The 24,400-nt window shown below is 74.6% G+C and carries 14 protein-coding genes; 3 read left to right on the forward strand and 11 right to left on the reverse strand.

Going from position 1 to position 24,400, the window contains the following annotated elements; all coding sequences use genetic code 11:
* Position 1: 1 nt before the first annotated feature.
* Genes ACQP03_RS20695 through ACQP03_RS20705 form a run of 3 tightly spaced genes read right to left on the reverse strand, consistent with a single transcriptional unit; the run spans position 2 to position 14,617 of the window.
* Complete coding sequence (locus tag ACQP03_RS20695) at positions 2 to 6,679, reverse strand: thioester reductase domain-containing protein (protein WP_433458032.1); 6,678 nt, start codon at positions 6,677 to 6,679, stop codon at positions 2 to 4.
* Position 6,680: 1 nt separating this feature from the next.
* Positions 6,681 to 7,469: an acyl carrier protein gene (locus ACQP03_RS20700; protein ID WP_433458034.1), complete on the reverse strand. Its 789-nt coding sequence runs from the start codon at positions 7,467 to 7,469 to the stop codon at positions 6,681 to 6,683.
* Positions 7,427 to 14,617 carry a type I polyketide synthase gene (locus ACQP03_RS20705; protein WP_433458036.1) on the reverse strand — a complete coding sequence of 2,397 codons (7,191 nt, stop codon included), beginning with the start codon at positions 14,615 to 14,617 and terminating at the stop codon, positions 7,427 to 7,429. Before ACQP03_RS20705 ends, ACQP03_RS20700 begins: the two co-directional genes overlap by 43 nt.
* A 179-nt stretch (positions 14,618 to 14,796) precedes the next feature.
* On the opposite strand from ACQP03_RS20705, the gene ACQP03_RS20710 reads away from it, so the two are divergent.
* Positions 14,797 to 15,516: a thioesterase II family protein gene (locus ACQP03_RS20710; RefSeq protein ID WP_357169055.1), complete on the forward strand. Its 720-nt coding sequence runs from the start codon at positions 14,797 to 14,799 to the stop codon at positions 15,514 to 15,516.
* Here the strand turns inward: ACQP03_RS20710 and ACQP03_RS20715 are convergent.
* From ACQP03_RS20715 to ACQP03_RS20745, 7 genes are read right to left on the reverse strand one after another with little or no spacing between them, the layout of a single operon-like run.
* Complete coding sequence (locus ACQP03_RS20715; protein WP_357125207.1) at positions 15,449 to 16,441, reverse strand: phosphatase PAP2 family protein; 993 nt, start codon at positions 16,439 to 16,441, stop codon at positions 15,449 to 15,451. The two genes, ACQP03_RS20710 and ACQP03_RS20715, sit on opposite strands and share 68 nt — an antisense overlap.
* A 20-nt stretch (positions 16,442 to 16,461) precedes the next feature.
* Positions 16,462 to 17,391 (reverse strand): phytanoyl-CoA dioxygenase family protein, encoded by a 930-nt coding sequence (locus ACQP03_RS20720; RefSeq protein WP_433458039.1) that lies wholly within the window; start codon positions 17,389 to 17,391, stop codon positions 16,462 to 16,464.
* A 10-nt stretch (positions 17,392 to 17,401) separates the two neighbouring features.
* The gene (locus ACQP03_RS20725) at positions 17,402 to 18,706 is read right to left on the reverse strand and encodes a beta-ketoacyl-[acyl-carrier-protein] synthase family protein (RefSeq protein WP_357392595.1); all 1,305 of its coding nucleotides are present in this window, start codon (positions 18,704 to 18,706) and stop codon (positions 17,402 to 17,404) included.
* 1 nt (position 18,707) lies between these two features.
* Positions 18,708 to 19,265 carry a beta-ketoacyl synthase chain length factor gene (locus ACQP03_RS20730; RefSeq protein WP_357125198.1) on the reverse strand — a complete coding sequence of 186 codons (558 nt, stop codon included), beginning with the start codon at positions 19,263 to 19,265 and terminating at the stop codon, positions 18,708 to 18,710.
* A complete protein-coding gene (locus ACQP03_RS20735) occupies positions 19,262 to 20,377 on the reverse strand; it encodes a beta-ketoacyl synthase N-terminal-like domain-containing protein (RefSeq protein WP_357125195.1) in 1,116 nt (371 codons plus the stop codon). Before ACQP03_RS20735 ends, ACQP03_RS20730 begins: the two co-directional genes overlap by 4 nt.
* Positions 20,374 to 20,616 carry a hypothetical protein gene (locus ACQP03_RS20740; RefSeq protein WP_357125192.1) on the reverse strand — a complete coding sequence of 81 codons (243 nt, stop codon included), beginning with the start codon at positions 20,614 to 20,616 and terminating at the stop codon, positions 20,374 to 20,376. The genes ACQP03_RS20735 and ACQP03_RS20740 overlap by 4 nt, the downstream gene beginning before the upstream one ends.
* A 2-nt stretch (positions 20,617 to 20,618) precedes the next feature.
* The gene (locus ACQP03_RS20745) at positions 20,619 to 20,906 is read right to left on the reverse strand and encodes an acyl carrier protein (RefSeq protein WP_357125188.1); all 288 of its coding nucleotides are present in this window, start codon (positions 20,904 to 20,906) and stop codon (positions 20,619 to 20,621) included.
* A gap of 15 nt (positions 20,907 to 20,921) precedes the next feature.
* On the opposite strand from ACQP03_RS20745, the gene ACQP03_RS20750 reads away from it, so the two are divergent.
* Positions 20,922 to 21,551 carry a 4'-phosphopantetheinyl transferase family protein gene (locus tag ACQP03_RS20750; protein WP_357392596.1) on the forward strand — a complete coding sequence of 210 codons (630 nt, stop codon included), beginning with the start codon at positions 20,922 to 20,924 and terminating at the stop codon, positions 21,549 to 21,551.
* Between the two features lie 43 nt (positions 21,552 to 21,594).
* Here ACQP03_RS20750 and ACQP03_RS20755 read toward each other — a convergent pair whose 3' ends face one another.
* The gene (locus ACQP03_RS20755; protein ID WP_433461195.1) at positions 21,595 to 22,908 is read right to left on the reverse strand and encodes a class I adenylate-forming enzyme family protein; all 1,314 of its coding nucleotides are present in this window, start codon (positions 22,906 to 22,908) and stop codon (positions 21,595 to 21,597) included.
* 275 nt (positions 22,909 to 23,183) lie between these two features.
* Here ACQP03_RS20755 and ACQP03_RS20760 point away from each other — a divergent pair, with 275 nt between their 5' ends.
* On the forward strand, positions 23,184 to 24,374 hold the full coding sequence (locus ACQP03_RS20760; protein ID WP_357392597.1) for an MFS transporter: 1,191 nt from the start codon (positions 23,184 to 23,186) through the stop codon (positions 24,372 to 24,374).
* Positions 24,375 to 24,400 lie beyond the last annotated feature (26 nt).

Genomic DNA, 24,400 nt, shown 5'->3' on the forward strand with positions numbered 1-24,400 from the left:
TTCAAGCTCCTTCATCAGCCGCTGTGGGAGCGGGCAGGTAGCCGGTCCGCACCATCCAGCGCAGGTAGATGTCGAGTAGGTCGTCGTCCAACGGCGGGCACCGGACGTCGGTGCCCCGCAGTTGTTCCTCGGTGTTGTCGACGCCGTAGTGGACGGCCTCCTCGCCGCCGACCACGAACTCCTGGACCACCGGCATGACCGGGTGCAGTTCGTTCGTGCCCACGGCGTAGGTCGCCTTGAGCGCCTGCCACCACTCCTCGACGGGTACGACCTCGACCGCGAAGCCGTGCCGACGCAGCGCGCGCACCACGTCCGCGAAGAGTGCCTTGTACGGGCTCACCAGGTGGTACGTGCCACCCAGGGCCGGGCCGTACCGGGAGATGTGCACCAGCGCGCTCGCCACGTAGTCGACGGGCGTCATCTCCACCTTGATGTCGATGTCCGGCGCCAACCCGAGCTGCACGCAGCCCTTCATGACCCGGGTGGTGAAGTGGGTGGTCAGGCTCGCGCCGGTGCGGGAGTCGCCCAGCACCCGACCCGGCCGGTAGATGTCGGCCGGCACGCCGCGCGCGCGGGCCAGCTCGACCAGCCGCTCCGCGGCCCACTTGGTCTGCACGTATCCGGTCACCAGTCGACCGGCCGAGGCGATGTCGTCGTCCTCGCCGACGACGTCGCGGCCGGGGGCCGGTAGGCCCCAGATGCCGTACGTCGAGACGTGGTGGACCGCGGTCGGCCGCCCACGCGCGGCCAACCGCAGCACCTCCTCGGTGCCCGTGATGTTGTCCGGTCGGAGCTGCTGGTAGTTGTAGCCGAAATGCACCCGGGCGCCGCAGTGGTAGATGCCGTCCAGCAGGTCGGCGAGTTCGTCGAACCGCTCGGCGGACAGGCCCAACCCGGGTCGGGCCAGGTCACCGGGCAGCACCGTGATCCGATCGACGGCGGTGGCCGGCAGGGGGAGGTAGCGCTCCATGTTGTCCAGCAGCCGCCGCAGGCCGGCCCCCTCGTCGGCGCACCGCACCAGGCACCACACCCGGGCCGTGGTCGATTCGAGCAGGGTGTGCAGCAGGTAGCCGCCCACGAAGCCGGTCGCGCCGGTCAGCAGAACGTGCCGGGGATCGCGCACCCGGGCCGGCGGATCACCGACCACCCGGATGTCCGGCGCGAGGGTCACCTCGCCGGCGATCCACGCCGGGTCACTGGCCGGGTCACCCGCCAGGTCTCCGCCGCCCTGGTCACCGGCGGGCGGCACGGCGTCGTCAGCGGACCCGTCGCCGGACCGGTCGGCCAGCAGCCCGGCGAACAGGTCGGCCCACTGTGCCGGGGTGGCGAGGGTGAGCAGGTCACCGGCGCGCACGGTGAGGCCGAGATCCCGCCGGCAACGCCGGACGGCGTCCATGACCATGAGCGAGTCCATGCCGCTGGCCAGCACGTCGCTCTCCTCGTCGAGCGCCCCCGAACCGGCGCCCAGGACGTCCGTCGCCAACTCGACCGCGTACGCGCCGAGCGTCGCCCGCACCCGGCGCGGGTCGCCCTCGGCGCGCAGGCCGGCCAGCAGCGGCGCCTCCGCGACATCGTCCGCGGCCGGTTCGTCGGCGGTGATGCCGCGCAGCATCGGCCGCTCCGTGCGGGCCTGCATGACCGGCTTGAACACCGACCAGTCCACCGCGCACACCACCCGCTGCGTGGCGTCGCCGGCCGCGAGCGCCGTCAGGATCCGGATGCTCTGCTCGGCCGGCAACGGCCGCAAGCCGGTGGCCTTCAGGAACGCCATCACCTCGTCGCCGAAGAGAGCGGACGGCAGGTCCCACGGGCCCCACGCGACGGACAGGGCCGGCAGGCCGGCGGCCTCGCGGTGCCCCGCCAGCGCGTCGAGGAACGCGTTGCCGGCCGCGTAGCTGGCCAGGTGCTGCGAGCCCCAGGTCGCGGCGATCGACGAGAAGCCGATGAAGAAATCCAGCTTCGCGCCGCGCGTGAGCTGGTGCAGCAGCCAGCCGCCGATCACCTTCGGTCGCCACACCCGCCGGTACGCGGCGTCGGTGGCCGTACGGGCGAACTCGGGCTCCGACACGCCGGCCGCGTGGACGACACCGCGCAGCGGCTGGGCGCCGTTCTCCAGCGCGGCGAACACGGCGGTCATCGCCGCCTCGTCGACCACGTCGGCGGCGACCACGTCGACGGTGGTCCCCAGCCGCTCCAGCCGCCGCACCGCGTCGATCCGCCGCGCGGCCTCCCCGGTCGCGTCGGCCCAACCGTCCCGCTCGGGCAACGCGGTGCGGGCGAGCAGCACCAGGCGGCCGGCGCCGGCGCGGGCCAGCCATTCCGCGACGGTCAGGCCGATCCCGCCGAACGCCCCAGTGATCAGGTACGTGGCCTCGCCGTGGACCGGCGGCCGACGGCGCAGCGCCTCGGCTGGCAGTGGGGGCGCGGGGGTCAGGCGCAGCGCGTACCGACGGTCCGCGCGCAGCGCCTGCTGGTCGTCGTAGCCGTCCTGTGCGTCGGCCGGGCCGACGCCGGACGGGTCGCCGGGGACCAACCCACCCGTGGTCAGCGCGGCCAGCAGCATCAGGTCCTCGCCGGGTCGGCGCCGCGGGTCCAGGTCGATCGCCCCTCCCCACCGGTCCGGGTGCTCCAGCGCCAGCACCCGGCCCAGGCCCCACAACGTGCCGGCGACCGGGGCGGCCGCGTCCGGGACGGCGGTCGCCGTGCTCACCCGCAGAGCGGCGCGGGTGACGAGGCTGAGCCGGGCGTCGGCGCACGCCGGGTCGTCGAGCATCGCGCGCAGGAGGGCGAGGGTCGTCAGGTCCGCGCGCCCGGCGTACTCCTGAAGGCTCGCGGCGTCGCAGTCCTTGGACCCCGGCGCGTCGAGCCCGGTCAGGACCACCGCGAGCCGGGGACGACCCGGGCCGGCGGACCAGGTGGCGACCAACTCCCGGACGGCGTCCGGGTCCGGACGGCAGTCCGACCCCTGGCCCACCACCGGCGGCGCCGCCACCGTCACGGCGGCGTCGCGCTCCCGCAGCAGCGCGGCCAGCCCGGTCACCAACGCGGCATCCGGACCCGTCGGGTCGGCCACCAGCAGGTAGCTCTGTCCGGCCAGGTCGGCCGGCGGCTGCGGGGACGGCCCGGGCAGGGGCACCCAGGTCTGCTCGTAGAGCAGGTCGGCCGGGACCTCCCAACGGGCCGGCGCGGGCACCGACGCGACTGTCACGTCCTGCGCGTACCCGATCGGGACGCCCCCGGCGTCGAGCAGGTCGACGGCCCCGGTCAGCACGTCGCCGACCGCCCGCACGGACCCGACGCGGACCCGCACCGCCCGTACGCCGCCCGGGGGCAGGACGTCACTCGACGTCGCGGCCGTGCCACCGAGCGCGCCGCAGCCGGCCAGCGTCGACCCGTTCTCCGACTCCGCCCCGCCCGCCACCGTGACCGCGACCCGCGCGGCGTCGAGCACCTCGGGCCAGCCCGCGCCGTCCGGCACCGGGACCTCCGGCGCGGTCTCGACGTCGTTGTCCCCGTCGGGGTACGGGCGGCCGGCCGGCCACCGGCGCCGCAGCACCCCGCTGGCGTGGCGGATCCACGGCGCGGCCAGCGCCTCCCGGGCCGCGGTGGCCCCGACCAGCTCCCAGTCGGCCGAGCCGTCGTCCCGCGCCGTGACCGTGAGCCGCAGGTGACCCCGCTCGCCGGTCGGGACCGACGTGTGGACGCTCAGATCCTCGGCGCACCGCCACCCGCCACCGAGGCAGTCCGTGGCGGCCCGGACCGCCACGTCCAACACCGCGCCGAGACCCGGCGACTCACCGGCCAGCGCCTCGGGCGTCACCTCGTACGCCGGCACGGGTCCGGGCAGGCGGCGGCCGACGCCCGGGATGTCGCCGGCCACGACGGCGGCCCCGGTCTCCTCGGCGGCGGCCGCGACCGGCGCGGCGACCGGCCCGACCTCGCGGAACCAGTAGTGCGCGCCGCGCCACGGTGTCGTCGGCAGCGGTACCGCGCGCACGTCCTCGCCCTCGTGGAAGGCCCGCCAGTCCGGACGTGCGCCCCGCAGGCTCACGCTGCCGACCGCGCCGAGCACCTCACGCAGGTCCTCACCGCCCCGCCGCAGGGTGGGCACGAACGCGCAATCCGGCTCGCCGGCGAGCGAGCGGGCCGCGAGGGCCGTCAGCACGGGCGCGGGCCCGAGCTCCACGAAGGTGCGCATGCCCGCGTCGTGCAACGCGCGCACCCCGTCGCGGAAGCGGACCGCGCCGGCCGCGTGCCGCAGCCAGTAGTCCGGGCCCAGGTCGTCGTCGCCGAACAGCCGACCGGTGACGTTGGACGCCAACGGAATGCGCGGCGGGCGGAACGACAGCCCGGCCAGCACCGACCGGAACGGCTCCAGCATGGGTCGGATCAGCGGCGAGTGGAACGCGTGCGACACGGCCAGCCGCCGGGTGCGGACGCCGTCGGTCGCCAGCCGCTCCAGGACGGTGGCCAGATGCGCGGCGTGACCCGAGATCGTGACGTCGCCCGGCCCGTTGACCGCGGCGACCGCGACCGTGCCCGCGTACCCGTCGATCGCCGCGACGGCGACCTCCTCCGCGCAGCCCGCGGCGGCCATCGCGCCGCCCGCCGGCAGCTCCGCCATCAACCGCGCCCGCGCGGCCACCAGCGTCGCGGCGGCGGGCAGGTCCAGCACACCGGCGACGCAGGCGGCGACCAGCTCGCCGACGCTGTGGCCGGCCACCGCGGACGGTCGCAGGCCCCAGGAGAGCCACATCTGGGCCAGGGCGTACTCGACCGCGAACAGCGCCGGCTGCGTGTACCGGGTGTCGTCGAGCGGCGTCGGACCGTCGGCCCACAGCACGTCCGCCAACCGGCGGGGCAGCTCGCTGTCGAAGAGCGCCGCGGCCTCCTCGAACGCGGCGCGGAAGGCGGCGTTCCCCAGCAGCCCGCGGGCCATGCCCGGGTACTGGGCGCCCTGGCCGGTAAACAGCCAGGCGACCTTGCGATCGCGGCGGCGGGGCAGCGCGGCGACCGTCAGCCCGCGCGGGTGGCGGCCCTGCGCGTACGCCGACAGGACGTCCGCCAGCTCGTCGGTGTCGGCGGCGGTGACCGCGAGGCCGTGCGTCTGGACCGCGCGGCCGACGTGCGTCGTGTAGCAGGCGTCGCCGAGGGACACCGCGTGCGGACCGCGGAGCCACCGCGCGTGCCGGTCGGCCAGCTCACGCAGCGCCTCCTCGGTACGCGCGGAGGCCAGGAACAACCCGTACGGCGGTTGGGCACCAGCCCGAGCGGCACCGGCCGGCGGCGCCGCCAGCACCACGTGCGCGTTCGTCCCGCTCGCCCCGAAGCTGCTCACCCCGCCGGTGCGCGGGTGGCCCCGATCCGGCCACGGCGTACAGGTCACGGGCACCCGCACGTGCAAGGCGGACCAGTCCAGGTTCGGGTTGGGCTCGTTCAGGTGCAGGTGCGGTGGGATCTCGCCGTTCGACATGGCGAGCACGACCTTGAACAGGCCGGCCATGCCGGCGGCCGGCTCCAGGTGCCCGATGTTCGTCTTCACCGAGCCCACCAGCAGCGGGTCGTCGGGTCGGCGGTGCCGACCGATGACGGCTTCCAGCGAACGCAGCTCGATGGGATCGCCCAGCGAGGTGCCCGTCCCGTGCGCCTCGACGTAGTCCACGCCGTCCGGCCCGACGCCGGCCTGGCTCATGGCCGCGGCGACCACGTCCTGCTGCGCGAGCGGGTTCGGCACGGTGAGGCCGCTGGAGCGACCGTCGTGGTTGACCGCCGAGCCGCGGACGACCGCGACGATCGGGTCGTTGTCGGCCAGCGCGGCGGAGAGCCGCTTGAGCACCACGACACCGGCGCCCTCCCCGCGGGCGTAGCCGTCCGCCGACGCGTCGAAGGTCTTGCACCGCCCGTCGGCGGAGAGCCCGCGGAACTTGCTCATCATCACGAAGCCGTACGGGGACAGCAGCAGGTTCACCCCGCCGGCCAACGCCAGGTCGCACTCCCGCAGCCGCAGCGCCTGGCACGCCTCGTGCAGCGCGACCAGCGACGACGAGCAGGAGGTGTCGACGACCTTGCTCGGCCCCCGCAGTCCGAGCAGGTACGAGATGCGGCCGGCCAGGAAGCTGGGCTCGCCGGTGAGCTGGTAGAAGTCGACGTCGTCGATGTCGCCGACGCTCTGCCGGGCGCGTACGTAGTCGGTCGTGCTCAGTCCGAAGTAGACGCCGGTGCGCGAGCCGTCGAGCCGGTCGGGCGCGTAGCCGGCGCGCTCCAGCCCTTCCCAGCAGATCTCCAGCGCGATGCGGTGCTGCGGGTCCATGCCCAGCGCCTCGCGCGGGGAGATCCCGAACGCCTCCGGCTCGAACCGGTCGACCTGGTCGAGGAAGGCGCCCCGGATCGTGTACGCCTTGCCCGGCGCCTCCGGGTCCGGGTCGTGGTACGCGCCGGCGTCGGCGCGCTCCGCCGGGAACTCCGAGGTCGTGTCCACCCCGTTGCGCAGCAGCGTCCAGAACTCCTCCGGCGAGTGCGCGCCGCCGGGGAACCGGCAGGCCATCCCGACGATGGCGATCGGTTCGTCCAACCAACCGTCCCGACTGTCGGCAAGGCGGCGGCGCAGGTCCTCGATGGTGCGCAGCGCGTCGGCCATGAGCCGGCGGCTGTCCGGTGTACGGGAAGCGGTCGTCGACATCTCAGCCCCCCTCCGCGAGCGCGGCCGACAGCCGCGCGATCAGCTCGTCCTCGGACATCGCCGCCAGGTCGTCGTCGGCGTCGTCGGGCCCGCCGGTCGCCGTGGTGGCCGGCGTGGTGGCCGGCGCGCTCGACCGGTCCACAGCGGCGGCCGGATCGAGCAGCGTCAGCAGGTGGTCGGTGAGGGCCGCCGCGTTGGGAAACTCGAACGTGAGCGTCGCCGGCAGGTCCACCCCCAGCGCGCGCTCCAACCAGCCGCGCAGGCTCAGCGACATCACCGAGTCCATGCCGAGGTCGAAGAAGCCCTGGTGGGCCAGCACGTCCACCCCGGACGCCTCGCCCAGCACCTCGGCCACCGCGTCGAGCACCGCCTCCAACAGGCGCTCGGCCCGTTGCTCGGCCGGCAGCGCCAGCACGACGGCGGCCAGCGGCGCGACCGGCGGCCCGTCCTCCTGCGATCGGCCGTCGCCCGCCACGGATTCGCCGCCCACCTCGGCCAGGAACGCGCGGTCGGCCCGCTCCCGGCACACCCGCGCGTACCGGGGCGCGTCCACGTCCGCCACCGTGACCTGGGTCAGGCCCGCCCGGAGCGCCACCTCGAAGGCCTCGCCCAGCTCCGCGCCGGCCAGCGGCCGCAGGCCGCTGTCGACCATCACCATCCGGTCCCGGCGGGACAGCTCGGCCGGGTCGTCGACGGGCATGAACCGCACCACCTGGACGGGTAGACCGGCCCGCTCCCGCGCCGTGGTCACCGCGTCGACCGCGCCCTCGGCGGCGGCCCGCGCGGCCATCCCGGTGGCCCCCAGACCGCGGCCGCCGCGCCGGTCACGCAGAACAGCGGCGGCGCGAGGTCCCGGGTCGCCAGGTCCAGCCGGTGTACGACCGAAGCCCAGCGCACGGCCGACGACACCGCGCCCTCGTCGAGGGTGTCGAGCGGGGCGGCCGGCGCGGGCTTCCCGACCAGCAGCACGCCACCGAGCGGGGCGCCCAACGCGTCCGGCGTCAGGTCGGCCGCGAGATCCGCCGCGCGGTCTGCCGCCGATCGTTCGTCCGCCCCACGGTCCGCCCTCGTGAGGTCGATCCGTCGCACCTCCACGCCGGCCGCTGTCAGCTCGGCGAGCCGTACGTTCCCCGGGGACGCACCGTCGGACGGGGTGGCGTCGAGCGGGGTGGCTTCACCGACGATCAGCCGACGCAGGCCACGGCGTACGAGCACGTCCACGAACGGTCGGCTGGCCGGGTGCAGCGCGTCGGTCACCAGATACCAGGCGTCCGGATCACAGTCGAACTCGGGCAGCGCGGTCGGCAGCGGGTCCGCCGTGGACAACCGTCCGGCGTACCAGGCTCCTTCGCGCAGGAGCAACTCGTCCTCGACCGGCTCGGTCGCGGGCCCGCGCGGCGCCGTCAGCGCACCGGCGAGCCCGGCAGCGTCGCCGGGAGTCCAGCCGGGGTCCTGCTGGCCCGGCTCGCCGCCGACCTGACGCGGCGCGGTGCCGAGCAGGCGCGGGTCGACGTCGACCAGACCGCCCCACCCGGGCGCGGCCTCCATGGCGAGCACCCGCCCGGCCGCCCACACCGCCGCCTGCGCCGGGTCCGCCTCGCCGGCACCGGTCGGCTGGTACGCCCCGGCGGTGACGACGCGCAACCGCCCGGACGGCACGTCGAGTCCGGCGCGAAGCTGACGGGCTGCCCGCACGACACCCGCTACCAGGACCTCGACCGGCACACTGCCGGGTGCGGCCGCCGCGACCAGCACGATCCCGTGGTCCGGCGGAACATCGGCCCACGGCGGCAGGTCGCCCTCCCCCACGCCGGCGGTCGGCCTACCGCCCCGGTCGTCGTCGGGGCCCGCGCCGGCGGACGGTGGCCGCCAGGTCACCTCGACGCCGGCGAGCCGCAGACCGTCGACCACCCGCTGACCCGCCTCGACGGACGCGCCCGTGAGCGGGACGACGAGCCACCGCCCGGCCGCCGCCTCCGGGGCGGGGGGCAGGACGCGACGCCACCGGACGGTGAACGTACGCGCGGCGCAGCGGTCCCGGACATCGTCGGGCAGGGTGGTGCCGGTGAGCGCCGGAGTGGTCGGGACAGCCGGCGTCGTGGTCACGGAGGCCGACCGCTGGGCGACGGCCGCCGAACCGGTCGCCGGGTCCGACGTATCCGCCCAGTGCCGGCGTCGCTGCCACGGGTAGCGCGGCAGCACCGCCCGGTACGGGCGGCGGCCGAACAGCCTCTCCCAGTGGATGCCGACACCGACCACGTGGAGCTGGGCGATGACGTCGAGGAATCCCTCCGGACGGCCCAGGTCCGCACCGACCGCCAGGAGGCTCGCCTCCCCACCCGCGGCGACAGCCGCGGCGTCCGACCCGCCGTCGACCGCGAGCCACACCCGCTCCCCCGCCGCCGCGAGCGACGCGGCCAGCGCGTCCCAGCCCGACGCCGGTGACCGGGCGGGCACCGGGTGCGGACCGGACACCGGACCGCCCGCCGAGGCCAGCCACAGCACGGGCGTCGAGGAGGTGTCGGTGGGTGCCGCCACGGTGACGGTCGTGCCGTCGAGCGCCGCGCCGATCGCCCGCGCCCGGTCGAGCGCACCCGCCGCGCACGCCGCTGCCAACTCACCGACGCCACGTCCGACGACCGCGTCGGGCCGTACCCCGTATGCCTCCCAGACGGCGGTGAGAGCGAGTTGGACGGCCAGCACGGCGGCCGGCTCGCCCCGATCCGCGTCGCCGGCGGTAAGCGCCGTACGCAGCGCGCCGCTGTCGTCGAGCGCGTCCAACGTGGCCCGGAAGGCGGGCTCGTCGCGATCGAGGGCACGCCAGTCGACCGGCGCGCGGTCCCCGTACACGAGGACCAGGCGCTCGGACTCGTCGGACACCGCGCCCTGGTGCGCGCCGTCGCCACCGGACAGCCCGGCGGCGAGGTCGGCGATCCCGCGACCGACCACCGCCAGCCGGTGCTCCAGGTGAGCGCGCCGGGTCGCCGCTGCGTGGCAGATGTCGGCGATGTCCGCGCCGCCCTGCGCGGACAGCACGTCCGCGAAGCTCTCCCGGGCGGCGGCCAGGGCGCCGTCCCCGGCGGCCGACAGAACCAGGAGGTGAGCCCGGCCGGAAATGATCGCGCCGGCCCTGGCGGACGCGGCGACGCCCGGTGTCCGGTGCCCGTTCGGCGACGCCGGGGTGGCCGGCCCGCTGAGCACCACGTGGGCGTTGGTCCCGGTGAATCCGAACGCGCTCACCCCGGCGACCCGGGGTCGCCCGCCGGTGGCCGGCCACGCCGTCGTGGACGTGGTGATCCGGACCGGCAGCCGCGCCCAGTCCACCTGGGAGGTGGGACGGGTGACGTGCAGGTGCGCGGGCAGCTCGCCGTGTCGCAGCGCCAGCGCGGTCTTGATCAGCCCGGCGATACCAGCGGCCGCCTCCAGGTGGCCGATGTTGGTCTTGACGGACCCGACCAGCAGCGGCCGGTCCGGCTGCCGCCCGCCGCCGAGCGCACGCGCGATCGCCCGCAGCTCCACGGCGTCCCCGAGTACCGTGCCGGTGCCGTGCGCCTCCAGGTAGTCCACGTCCGACGCGGCGACACCACCGGCGGCGAGCGCCGTGCGGATCAGCTCCTCCTGCGCCTCGCCGCCGGGCACGGTCAGGCCGCCGCTCGCGCCGTTGTGGTTGACCGCGCTGCCACGGATCACGGCGTAGACCCGGTCGCCGTCGCGCTCGGCCTGCGCGAGTGTCTTGAGCACCACCACCCCGGCACCCTCACCGCGCCCGTAGCCGTCGGCGCTGGCGTCGAAGGTCTTGCAGCGACCGTCGGGCGACAGCGCGCCCGCGGCCGACATCGCCAGGTGCACGGTGGGCCTCACCATCACGTTCACCCCGCCGGCGAGCGCGACGTCGGCCTCCCCGGCGCGCAGGCTCTGCACGGCCAGGTGCACCGCGACCAGCGACGACGAGCAGGCCGTGTCGATCGCCAGACTGGGGCCGCGAACGTCCAGGAAGTACGACAACCGGCCGGCCGTGCCGCTGAAGGAGTTGCCCGTGCCGTAGTAGAGGTCGACGTCCCGGGCCCGCCGGGTGAGCAGTTGCTGGTAGTCGGTGGTGTTCATGCCGACGAAGACGCCGACCCGGGCGGATCGCCGGTGCTCCCGCGTGACCCCGGCGTCCTCGAGCGCTTCCCAGGCCACCTCCAGGAAGAGGCGCTGCTGCGGGTCCATGGCCCGGGCCTCCCGGGCCGAGATCCGGAAGAACGCGTTGTCGAACAGGTCGACCCGGTCCAGGAAACCACCACGGCGGGTGACCACGGTGCCGGGGGCGCCGGGACCGGCGCCGAGCAGCGCCTCGGCGTCCCACCGGTCCGCCGGCACGTCGCCGGTGGCGTCGACCCCGTCGGACAGCAGCCGCCAGAACTGCTCGGGACCGTCGGCCCGCGGCAGCCGGCAACCGATGCCCACGATGGCCACCGGCTCGGCCGGCCCGCGTACGACCGACGCGACCGGAACAGCCGCCGCCGCGGCGATCGGCGGTGACGCAGCCTGGCGGGGCGGCTCAACCGGGCGCGCCGGCTCTGTTGACTCGGCGGGAGGCGGCGGCCCGGCCGGGAGTGCCTCGGCGACAAGGTGGTCGGTGAGAGCGTCGATGGTCGGGTGCTCGATGCCGACGGCAGCCCCGAGGACAGCGCCCAGCTCGCGTTCGAGCCGGCTGACGAGCGCGACCAGGGCTAGCGAGTCCATGCCCAGCTCAAAGAAGCCGCGCCCGCGCGCCAGACGGCGGCCGGGCTCGTAGCCGAGGGCCTCGGCGACGGCATCGTTGACCAGGGCGGCGATCCGCTCCCGCTCCACCGGGGTGCGAGCGCGGGCGCCGGCCCCGTTGGTGCCGTCACGGCCGCCGATGCCGCTCCCGCCACCGCCGACACCCGCGCCCGCGGCATCCGTACCGCCGGCAGTCGCGCCGTTGGCAGTCGCGCCGTTGGCCGTCGCGCCGTCGGCCGTCGCGCCGCCGACACCGCCCCCGCCGGCGACACCGTTGACGGTCGTACCGCCGACACCGGCGCCGTTGGCGGCCGCACCGGTGCCGCGTCGCTCGCCGACACCCTCGCCACCCCGGCCACCGGCACCGTTGGGCGCGGCGGTCGTCGGCACACCGACACCGGCCAACGTCTGCACGACGGTGCCGTCCGGCGCGATGAGGCGTACCTCGGCCCGCAGCTCACCGAGCGCCACGCCGGCGACGCCGTGCGCGGAGCCGACGGGATCCGTCCCCACCGCCTGCGGTGCGGGCAGGGCGACGGACTCGGGGGTCGGCAGCCAGTACCGCTCCTCGGAGAGCCGGACCGGCGGCAGCGGCCGGTACCGCCGACCCTCGCCGTACACCGCTGCCCAGTCCACCGCGACACCGGCGGTGTACGCCTCGGCGAGGGCTCGGGTCAGGGTCTCCACCGGCGGTCGGCCCCGCGCCAGGCTGCCGATCGCCGCGCCACGACGGGAGCGGGCCACGAGTGACGCCGCCAGCGGCCCGGTCAGGACCGGATGCGGACCCAGCTCCACGAAGACCGCCGGCCGCCGGGACAGCAGCCGGTCGATCGCCGGCCAGAACAGCACGGGCTCGCGCACGTTGCGGCCCCAGTAGGCCGGCCCGAACTCCGGTACGACGCCGCTCGGGTCGACGCTGGACAGCATCGGCACACGCGGCTCGGCCGGTGTCAGGCCGTCGAGCCGGCGCTCCAACTCGTCGCCGTACGCCGCGACCGCCGGACTGTGGAACGCGTAGTCGCCGGCCAGCGGCACGCACCGCACCCCGGCGGCGGTCAGGTCGGCCAGCAGCCGGTCCACGGCGACCGTCGGGCCGGCGACCACGACCGAGCGAGGCCCGTTGACCGCGGCGATCACCACCTCGGCGTACCGGCCGATGGTGGCGGTGACCTCGTCGGCGGAGAGCGCGATGGCGGCCATCCGTCCGCTGCCGGACGCCGGCTGCAACAGCTCTCCCCGCAGCACGATGACCCGCAGCGCGTCTTCCAGCGGCAGCGCGCCGGCCGCGCAGGCCGCGGCGACCTCCCCCATGCTGTGGCCGACGACCGAGTCCGGCGGAACACCCCACCGGGCCCAGAGCCGGGAGAGCCCGATCTGGATCGCGAAGATCGCCGGTTGGGCGAACCGGGTCTCGGACAACCGGCTGCCGGTGCGGCGACCCAGCTCCTCCAGCAGCGACCATCCGGCGATCCGCCGGGTCAACGCGTCGCATTCGTCGAGCGTGGCGCGCATCGTCGGGTCGGCGCGGTAGAGGTCGAGACCCATGCCGGGGTACTGCGAGCCCTGGCCGGAGAACACCTGCACCACGTACGCCGGACCGTCGTGCAGCAGTTCGCCGCTGACCGCGTTGGCGGACCTCTCGCCGGCCTGGTGACCGGCCAACGCGCCGCGCAGGTCGGCGGCGCTCCCGCCGGTCAGAGCGAGCCGGTGCGTGTGGTGGCTACGCCGGGCACCGATGCTGAACAACAGGTCGCCGAGCTGGTCCGGCTCCGCCGTCGCGGGGTCGTCGAGCAGTGCCGCGTGCCGGGTGACCTGGTCGGCCAGCGCCGACCCGGAGGGGCCGGACAGCACCAGCACCGGCCACGACACGGGCGCCGGCGGCTGCGCGGCGCGCTCCTTTGGGGGCGCGGCGAGCACGACGTGCACGTTGCTGCCGGACAGACCGAACGCGCTGACGCCGGTGAGGCGGTGGGGTGCGTGGGGCAACACCGTGCGGGTGGTGGGGACCGCCAACCCGGAACCGGACCAGCCGAACCGTGGCGTCGGCTGCGCCAGCTTGATCTGCGGCGGCACCACCCCGGTACGCGCGACCAGCAGGCCCTTGAGCAGGCCGAGGATGCCGGCGGCGGAGTCGAGGTGGCCGAAGTTGGCCTTGTGCGAGCCGACGAGCAGCGGGCGCTCCGGCGCACGTTCGGGACCGAAGACCGCTGCCAACGCGCTGAGCTCGATCGGGTCACCCAGCGGCGTGCCGGTGCTGTGCGCCTCGACGTACTCGATGTCGGCGGGCGACACGTCGGCGTCGCGGAGCGCGTTGCGCAGCAACTGCTCCTGGGCCAGGGCGTTGGGCGCGGTCAGGCCGGCGCTGCGGCCGTCGTGGTTCGTCGCGCTTCCCTTGATCACGCCCCAGATCTGGTCGCCGTCGGCGACGGCGTCCGCGTACCTCTTGAGGACGACGACCGCGCCGCCCTCGCCGCGCACCACGCCGTCGGCGTCCGCGTCGAACGGGCGGCAGAGCCCCTGCGGTGACAGCGCCTGGATACGTCGCATGTAGAGGGTCAGCTCCGGACCGACCATCAGGTTGACCCCACCGGCCAGCGCGGTGTCGCAGTCGCCCGCCGCCAGGGCACGCGCGGCGAGGTGCACCGCCAGCAGCGACGACGCGCAGGCGGCGGTCAGGGTCATGCACGGCCCGTTCAGACCGAACGTGTACGCCACCCGGCCTGACCCGAAGCTGAACTCCTTGCCGCTGGCGTAGTGCGCCCCCACGTGGTCGACGCCGAGGGTGCGGGCGTGCAGGACGGCGTAGTCCATCGCCAGGATGCCGAAGTAGACCCCGGTGTTGCTGCCCGCCCAGGCTGACAGCGGCACACCGCTGTGCTCCATGGCACGCCAGGCGAGCGTCAGCAGGAGCCGCTGCTGCGGGTCCATCTCGCGCGCCTCGTGGGGTGAGACGCCGAAGAACTCGGCGTCGAACAGGTCGATGTCGGGCAGGAACCCGCCGGTGCCGACCGTGTCGAGCGAGGCGGCGCCGGGTCGCCCGGCCGGGACGGGGCCGGTGACGTCACGCCCCTCGTCCAGGACGCGCCACAGCGAGTCGAGGTCGTCCACTCCGCCGGGGAACCGGCAACCGACGCCTACCACCGCGATGTCGGTGGCACCTGCCCTGGCGGCTGAGCGACGGTCGCGGCGCATCCCCACGGCACCCCCCACGCGCATCCGTTCGGTGAACTGTAGCGGCCATTCCCCGCCTGATGATTTCCCTGTACGTTGAAGTACATCGGACGAGAAGCGAGATGTCAATGCTGATAGATCACGTCCTGGTTGCCGAAGAAGCACGGAATAACGGGCGTTCAGGTCCACCGTCGTTGACGGTGTTCGGCTTCCCGGCCGCCGGTGGCTCAGCGTCGCATTTCACCAGGTGGAGGCGGTGGCTGCCGGCCGGAGTGGTCGTCGAGCCGGTGGAGCTGCCCGGCCACGGCACCCGCCGACAGGAGCCGGCGATCGACGACTGGCCCCGGCTGGTGACCGCCGCGTGCGACGCGGTGCGCGGCCGCCTGTCGGGTCCGTACGCCCTGGCCGGGCAGAGCTTCGGCGCGCTGCTGGCGTACGAGGTGGCGGCGACGCTGGCGCGCACCGGCCCGGGCCCCGAGCTGGTGATCGTCGCGGGGCGCAACGGGCCCGCCGCCGGTCTCGCCCACCGCCCTCTGCACGGGTTGGACGACGACCGGCTGATCGAATCGCTGGGACGTCTCGGCGGCACCCCGGCCGAGGTCCTCGCCGAACCGGCGCTGATACGGCTCGCCCTGCCGGTGCTGCGGACCGACCTGCGGCTGGCGGAGACCTACGCCCGCCCACCCCGGACGGCGTTGGGGTGTCCGATCGCCGCCCTGGTGGGCCGCCACGATCGGATGGCCGACGCGGCGGGCGCGCTGGCCTGGCAGCAGGAGACGGCGGAACGCTTCGACCTGACCGTCGTGGACGGCGGGCACTTCATCCTCGACCACCCGCAGGTCGTCGACGCCGTTACGGCGCGGATGACCGAGCTGCTTCGGCGGGTGGGTCGATCCGGGGCCGGTACCACCAGCGGTTGACCCGCCCGGCCACCACCACGGCCAGCACCGCGAGAACTGTCCCGGCCAGCAGGTCGACGGCGTAGTGCTTGCGTAGGTACAACGTGGACAGCAGCAACCCCAGGCCGATCGGCAGGTACCACCAGAACAGGCGACGGGCGTCGCGCCACAGATACACCATCAGCACCACCGTCATGGCGGTGTGCAGGCTGGGAAAGAGATCCCGCGCCGGACCCTGGACGGCGGTGATGGCGTCCAGCGCGCCGCCGATCGATCCCTCGTGACCGGGGAGCGGGTCGGCGTAGACGTCGGTCTGGTAGATGTGCGGACCCACCCCCGGCACCAGCACGTAGCCGGAGTAGCCGACCACCGCGGTGATGGAGATCGCGAGCGCGAAGTCGTGGTACTCGCGCACATGGCCCCGCACGTACGAAAAGATGGCGTACGCCCCCTGGGAGAGGCCGTAGCTCAGGTAGCAGATCGCCATGAACAGCGTCAACGCGGGCGAGCCGAGGGTGTCGTTGAGCCAACGGCTCACGTCGCCGCCGAAGACCGCGCGGTCGAACTCGATCAACGCGGGGTCGACGAGCGGAAAGTCCAGCTCCGGGGTGATGTCGCGCAGACTTGAGTAGATCACCAGGCAGGACAGGAACGGCACCGCCGTCCGGGCGACCCCGCCGACGAACCTGGCCACCCTCGCCGGGCCGCCCACCCGCGCGTCGAGCACCGCCGGCCCCGACGCGGCGGCGCGGCGGCGCCGGGACAGCGCGAACCCGGCGATCAGCGCGCCGACCAGCACGGTCGACGCGGCGATCATCGCCCAGGAGACCGCGCCGGTGACGAGGGCGAGCGCGGCGACGAGGGTGAGGGCCACCGCGAAGAGGCACTCCTCCGGCCACAGCAGCGGATCGCGCCGGCTGTCGCCCCGGTCCCGTGCGACTGCCACGGGCCGGGGCGTGCCAACGGTCATGCCGTCTCGCTCTGCGGGTTCGAGGAGCGCCAGAGAACCGGGCAGAACTGCGGGTCGCTGTAGTCGGGCAGACCCGCCTCGTCACGGCGTACCAGGGAATCGTGGTTGTAGACGACGAGGTCGCCGTCGGAGCGGTGGAACCGCCGGTAGCGGTTGTCGCCGTCCTGCAGGTGCAGAGAGATGGCGCGCCGGGGGCGCGGACTCCGGTTGGCCCCACTGCCGTGGTACGTACGGCAGTGGTGGAAGCTCATGTGGCCCTTGGGGATGTGCATCGGGATCTTGTTGACCTGCGCGCCGTTGTACTCGGCGTTGTTGACGAGCAGATCCTCCAGCTCGGAACGGTCGCGCTCGGCGAAGTGCCGCGTGGTCTTGTCGTCGCCCCCGACCTCCTTCCAGGTGTGGCTGCCGTCGACCATCGTGATCGTGCCCATCTCCTCGGTGCACTCGTGCATCGGGATGAAGGCGGTCAGCATCCGCTCGGAGGTGCAGGTCTGCCAGTAGTGACGGTCGAAGTGCCAGGGCACGATGTTGGTCGGCTCGCCGGGGCTCGGCGGCTTGAGGATCAAGGTGCTCTGGAACACCCGGATCTCGGCCGCCTCCGCCAGCCGCGCCGCGACCGCGCCGATGATCGGCTTGCGCAGGATCGCGGCGACCTCGTCGCTCTCGTAGTGCACGTAGTCGTTGTGTCGCTGCACGTCGCCGTGTTCCGGCTCCCAGTAGGCCAGCTTCGCCGGCCGCCGGGGCAACCGCCGGTCGCGGTGACCCGCGTAGAACCGCTCGGTGGCCTCGACGAGCGTGTCCACCTCGTCGTCGGTGAGCAGCTTCTGGCTGAGGTACCAGCCCCGCTCGGCGTACGACCGGACGTCCTCGTCGGTGGGCAGCGCGGCCCGCTCCTCGTCGGTCAGCGTGAATTCCGTCGTTGTCATCGCGCTCCTCTCATCGTTGATCCGTGGTGGTGACCGCCGCCGCCGGGTCCGCCTCCCGGACCCGCGCCGTGGAGGGCGGACCGAACATCAGGCTGACGTTGTGTCCGCCGAACGCGAAGGAGTTGGACAGGACCGCGCGGGGCCGGACCGGACGCGCCTGACCCCGCACGTGGTCGAGGTCGCAGGCCGGGTCCGGATCGTCCAGGTTGTTGGTCGGCGGCAGCATCCCGTAGGTGACCGCCAGGGCCGTCGCCGCCGCCTCGACGGCTCCGGCGCTGCCCAGCAGGTGCCCGGTCACGCCCTTGGTGGAGCTGACCGCCGGGGCGTGCGTACCGAATGCGCTGTGGACGGCGCGGGTCTCGGCCAGGTCGCCCCGTTTGGTGCTCGTGCCGTGGGCGTTGATGTAGTCGACGTCGGTGGGCGCGACGCCGGCGTCGGCGACCGCCCGGCGCATGCTCTGCGCGGCGCCGGCGCCGTCCGCCCGCGGCGACGTGGGGTGGAAGGCGTCGGTGGTGGCGCCCCACCCGATGATGTCGGCGTAGCCGGCAACCCCGCGCGCGTCCGCGTGCTCGGCGCGCTCGACGACCAGGATCCCGGCGCCCTCGCCGAGCACGAAGCCGTTGCGTCGCCGGTCGAACGGGCGGCTCGCCTGCGTCGGGTCGGACCAGCCGGTGGCGAGCGCCCGCGCGTTGGCGAAACCGGCGGTGCCGGTCGGCCCGAGCGGTGACTCCGCCCCACCGCACACGACCACGTCCGCGTCGCCGGACCGGATGAGTCGCAGCGCCTCCGCCACGGCGTGCGCGCTGGCCGCGCAGGCGGTCGCGATGCACGAGCTGTAGCCCTGGATGCCGTACCTGATGGCAATGCGCGCGGCGGCCATGTTGGGGAGGAAACCCGGATAGAGGTACGCGCTCACGGCGGTGCGGCCGCGCTCCTCGCGGGCCTTGGCCTGCGCCTCGTAGGTGGTGAGGCCACCCGCGCCACTGGAGACGACCACGGCGACCCGCAGTGGGTCGACGTCGCGGCCGACCTCCAGGCCGGCGTCACGCATCGCGTCGTCGGCGGCGGCCAGACCCATGATCAGGAACCGGTCGGCGGCCAGCACCTCGTTGGGCGGCAACACGGTGGTGGGGTCGATGTCCGGGGCGATCCCGACCACCTCCGTGGCGGCGGCCGCGCCGTGCCCCTCGGGCGGGCGCACCAGCCCGGAGCGCCCGTTGCAGATCGCCGCGAAGAAGTCCGTTACCCCCCGCCCGACGGGCGTCACCAGCCCCATACCGGTGATGGTGGCCGAGGGTCGGGTCGATCCGGTCATGTCAACCGCCTTGTCCGCCGCCGGTCGGCGGCCTGGTCATCTCGTGGTCCGGCGTGAGCAGCAGGGCGGTCGCGCCGGTGGGCTGGGCCGGGTCGGTGTCGTGCTCGACGACGATCACCAGCGCCTCCGCCGCGTCCCCGTCGGCGAACAGGCCCTCCGCCACCGCCCGGCCCTCGCCGAACGGATCGCCGCTCGGGCTGAGCGACACGACCGGTCCGGTCAGGGCCCACTCGGTGGCGACGTGGCCGAGGACCGAGTTCGGCACGGATTGGAAGAAGTACATCGGCGACACCCGCCGGCCACCGTCCACCTCCCCGGCGATGGCCGCCGCGGTGGCCTGGTCGGCGTACGCGCTGACCAGGACGACGGCGGTCGGCCCGTGGGCACCCGCGCCGGCGCGCCGTCGCAGGCAGCGGCTGGCGACGGCCACGACGAGCGGGGGGAACGGCGAGGCGACGAACCCGCGGACCGCGGGTGGCCGGCCGGCGTCGCCGGGCTCGGGCCACGCCGCGCGGGCCAGCTCACGGACCGCGCCTGAAGCGGTGTCGAGGCCGGTCACACCGCCCCCAGCACCAGAGCGGTGTTGGCGCCACCGAACGCGAAGTTGCAGCTCAGGGCGTACCGGCCGACCATCGGGCCGGGCTCGCGCACCACCCGTACCGGGCACTGCGGGTCCGCCTCGATAAAGCCGGCATTGACCGGCAACCGGCCGGCGTCGAGGGCCAGCGCGGTGACCGCGAACTCCAGCAGGCCGGACGCCTCCAGGGCATGCCCGTGCACGGACTTGGTCGAGCTCACCGCCACCGACTCGACCGCCGTGCCGAGGCCGACGCGCAACGCGCTGCTCTCGGCCGCGTCGGCACGTGTCGTGCCGGTGCCGTTGGCGTTAACGTACGCCAACTCCTGCGGCGTCACGCCGGCCCGGGCCAGGCCGGCGCGGATGGCCGAGCCCATCCCGGCGCCACCCGGATCGGGCTGGCAGACGTGGTAGGCGTCGCCGGCCCGGGCCCAGCCGGCCAGCCGGGACCGCACCCGACCGCCCCGTCCCTGGGCGGCGGCCGCCGACTCCAGCACCACGGCGACGACCGCGTCGCCCAGCAGCATGCCGCGCCGGCCGTTGCTGAACGGGCGGACGGCGCCGTCGTCGGCCAGGGCCCGGCCGGCGTCGAAGAGGGCCTGGTGGTCGGCGTCGACGAGGAAGCCCCCGGCGACCACGGCCCGCTCGCACCGACCCCGGGCGATCATCGAGGCGGCCTCGGCCAGCGCGGTGCTGCCCGCCACACACGCCGACGTGTAGACCCGCGCGACGCCGCCGAGGCCGGTTCGCCGGGCCACGGTGGCGGCCAACACGGCCGGCCCGTTGCCCGATCCTCCGGCGCGGACCACGCTGGTGCCCGTGCCGGTAGCGAAGTACAGCGCGCACTCGCCGCGCCGGTGTGCCAACCCGGCGTCGTCGCAGGCGTCCGCCACGACGGCGACCACCTCGGCGGCCAGGTCTTCGGTGTCGGCGAGGGTGGCCGCCGCTCGTACCCGGCTACGGCCCGGGTCGAAGCGACGGACCTCGCCGAACGCGGGCTTCCCGGCCAGCACCGCCGCCAGCAGCGGCGCGGGGCCGCGGCCGTGGGCCGTCAGGAGGCCCAGTCCGGTGACCACGACAGTCGAGCGGGTCACTCCGACTCCGCCGCCGTCAGGGTAAGACGACTGAGGATCTCCGCCGCACCGGTCACCGTGGACATCGCCGCCAGCTCGTCGTCGTCGAGGTCGAGGTCGAGGCCGTAGCGCCGCTCTATCTCGTAGACCAGCCGGGCGAGCTCCAGCGAGTCGATGCGCTCACGCGAGGCGTCGACACTCCGGTAGCCCACGTCGGCGAGGATCGACAGGATCTCGTCGCGGCGATCGCTGTCGCCCACCCTCACTCCGCCGAGGTGGCCGGTGCGACGGGGGCGCTCCGCGCTGGCTCCGCGCGCCCGGCCACCTCGGCGGCGAACCGGTCGAGCGTGTAGTCGGCCAGCTTCTCCAACTCCTCGTCGGTGAACTTGACGCCGAAGGTGTCCTCGACGCGGACCGCGAGTTCGGCGACGGCCAGCGACTCCAGGTCCAGCCCGGCGGGGCCGAGCACCGTGTCGCCGGTGACGTCGTCGACGTCGTAGTTCATCTGGGCCAGCGCATCGACGATGGACTGGCGAACCTCATCTGACATTGCTTGACTCCTCCCATGGAATGGGTCGTGGTGCGGATTGCGACGATCACCGGCGACCCCAGGGGCCGGGCGTCGGAGCATCTGGTCAGCACCGCTGCCGACCTGCTCGGCGTGCCGGCCGCCAACGTTGGCGTGGCACGGGACCAGACCGGCCGGCCGAGGCTCACCGGCGCGGCACGCGGGCTGCACGCGAGCATCAGCCACGGGCGCGGCGTGGTGGCGGTGGCCGTCTCCGCGGTGACTCCGGTCGGCGTGGACGTCGAGCGCGAACGCGCGCTGCCCGGCGCGGCGTTGGCTCGACGCTGGATGGCGCCGGCCGACGCCGACTGGCTGACCGACCAGCCGGAGGCGCTGCACACCAGCGCGTTCCTCTGGCTGTGGACCCAGAAGGAGGCCATCGGCAAGGCGCGCGGCACCGGCCTGCGCGGCGGCGGCCTGCGGCAGCCGCTGGTGCTGCCGCCAGTCTGGCCGGATCCGCCGGGGTCGCTGCCGCTGCGCCCCGTGCCCGGTAGCCGGGCCGGGGTGGCCTGCGGCACCCTCCCCGAGGGCCTGGTGCTGGCCGTCGCCGGACAGGACCGACCGGACCAGGGCGACACCGGTGGCATCCGACTGCTCGTCGACCCACCGGAGGCGCCCGCGTCATGACGGCCGGTCGGCCGCCGCGCCACCCACGTCCCGTCCCGGGGCATCATGACGACGTCGGCTCGGCCGACGCCCGACGCAACACGGCGACGTCGCGGACCAGCTTGCCGCTGGACGTACGCGGCAGCCGTTCCAGGATCTGCCACCGCAGCGGTCGCTTGTACGGGGCCAGGACGTCCTCCAACGCGGCGTCCAGCTCACGGCCGGTCAACGGCTGGTCGACGGCCGTGTACGCCTCGATGGCGCCGCCGTCGAACGTCACGACCACCTCGGTGACGCCGGGCAGGTCGAGGATGGCCTGTTCGACTTCGGTGAGGTCGACCTTGAGGCCCCCGATGGACACCTGCGAGTCGAGGCGACCGCGGATCGTGACCAGCCCCGTGGCGGGGTCGAGCGTGGCGGCGTCACGGGTGCGTAGCCAGCCGTCGGACCAGCGACTCTCGTCGACGAGCCCCACGTACGGGGTGACCGGCCGACGGACCTGCAGCTCACCGTCGACGACCCGTACGTCGATCCCGGGCGCCGGGCGTACGCCGGGCCGGTGCGCGCCGAACAGGTCGGTGGCGATGACGCCGACCTCGGTCATCCCGTACATGTTGCCCAACACGGTGTCGTAGCACTCCGCGAAGCGCTCGGGAACGCCGGGCCGGACCAGCTCGCCCGCCGTGGTCATCCGTACGAACTGCGGCAACGGCCCGGCGGGACGGCCGGCCATCAGCATTTCGAGGTGGACGGGCACGCCGATCACCGTGGTCGGCGTGGAGTCCCCCGCGATGACGCCCAGCACGCCGCCCACCGTCATCCGCTCCGGCAGCGTGAGCGTGACGCGGGCGTGCAGGGCGTAGAGCAGGCCGCCGACCAGGCCGAGCACGTGCGCCATCGACGCGAGCAGCACGAGCCGCTCGCCGGGGCGGGGCACGCCGTCGGTGAGCGTGTAGCGCTCGATCTCGGCGACGAGGTCGTCGACGGTGCGGCCGATGACCTTCGACGGGCCGGTGGACCCGGAGCTCAGCTGGATGAGGGCGTGCGGCGTCGACGCCGGCCGACCGGCCGGGCGTGCGATGACCGTCTCGTCGACGGTCACGAAGCCGCGCAGGGGCGGGAGCACGGCGTCGACGGGTTGGACGAGGAACTGCGCGCCGACCCGTTCGAGCGCCCGCTCGACCTCGCCGCGCGAGAGCCGGTGGTCGAGCAGCGTCACCTGGGCCCCGATCCGCCAGGCGGCGAGCAGGTTGGCCACGTACGCCAGCGAGGAGGGCAGTCGCAGCGCTATCGCGCCGCCCGGACGCAGCCCGGCGTCGGTGAGCCGGGCCTGCCGGGAGGCCACCTCGGCGCGCAGCTGCGCCCGCGTGATCGGCATGCCGAGGACGAGGCAGGTCTCGTTGCCCGGCCCGGCCAGCAGGACGTCGTCGACCCAGCCCGTGCCGTGCGCGGGCAGATCGTGCCGGACAGCCGCCAGCGGCGAATCTATAGTGGACACAAGGCCTCCACGCTGCTCGAACGGCGGGCCGGCTCGACTCGACGGGTATGTACGTGCCGAACGGAGGAGTTTCCTCATCTGATGACATCCCGGTTCGATGAATTATATCGGCGCGGTCTCCACCGTCAAGCGCCCACCGGACGGTGGCCCCGACGGTGACGCCCCAGGTGTCGCCGTCCAGGGCCAGGGCCGTCCTCGTCACGCTCTCCCTGGCCGCGTTCGCGTTCGTCACGACCGAGCTGCTGCCGGTCGGCCTGCTGACCCACATCGCGGTCGACCTCGACCGGTCCCACTCGCGGGTGGGTCTGCTGGTCAGCGGGTACGCCGTCGTGGTCGTGCTGGCGTCCGTCCCGCTGGCCCGGCTGACCCGGCGAATCCCCCGTCGACACCTGCTCGGCGTGACGATGTTCCTGTTCGCCGCCGCGAACGGCACCGCCGCGCTCGCGCACACGTACGCCATGCTGGCCGGCGCCCGGCTCGTGACCGCCGTGGCCCAGGCGCTGTTCTGGTCCATCGCCACGGCGACGGTGATCGGGCCCTTCCCCCTCGCGGTGCGGGGCCGGGTGGTGGCGCTGTTCGGGGCCGGAGTGACGCTCGCGCCGGTGCTCGGCGTACCCCTCGGCACCTGGATCGGTCAGCAGGCAGGTTGGCGCGCGTCGTTCGCGGCGCTGGCGGGGATCGGTCTGGTGATCGCCACCGCGGTGCTCGTCCTGGTGCCCACGTACCCGCCGGAGGCTGGCGGCGCGGCCCGGGGCACCGCACCGGACGGGCGGCGCTTCGCCGTGCTACTGACCGCCACCGCCCTCGGCGTCGGCGGCTTCCTGACCCTGCAGACCTACATCGCACCGTTCCTGCTGGACGTCAGCGGCTTCACCGACGCGGCCCTGACGCCGCTGCTGTTCACCGCCGGTGTCGCGGCCGTCGTCGGCACCCTGCTCTCGGCCCGGACCCTGGACGCCCGGCCGATCGCCTCGCTGCTGACGCCGCTGGGCATCGGTACGGCCGCGCTGTTCGGCATGTACGGACTCGGCGTGCTCCGACCCGGCGCGGTCGCGTTCCTCGCCGGGCTCGGCCTCGCCTACGCGGCGTTCGCGTCCGCCGTGCAGAACCGGATGCTGCACCTGGCTCCCGGCAGCACCGACATCGCGTCGGCCGGCGTCAGCACCGCCTTCAACGTCGGCATCGCCGGCGGATCGCTGCTCGGCGGCGCCCTCCTGCCCACGTCGGGAGCGCGCGTGCTCGCGCTCGTCGGTGGACTGCTGACGCTGGCCGCGCTCCTGCTGCTCGCCCAGGACGCGAGGACATCCGCCCGGTCCGACAAACGTCAGAAACTGTCAACTGGCTGACGTCAGGATGTCCGCGCACGACATCC

Source organism: Micromonospora sp. CA-248212, assembly GCF_050948405.1.
Classification (GTDB): Bacteria; Actinomycetota; Actinomycetes; order Mycobacteriales; family Micromonosporaceae; genus Micromonospora.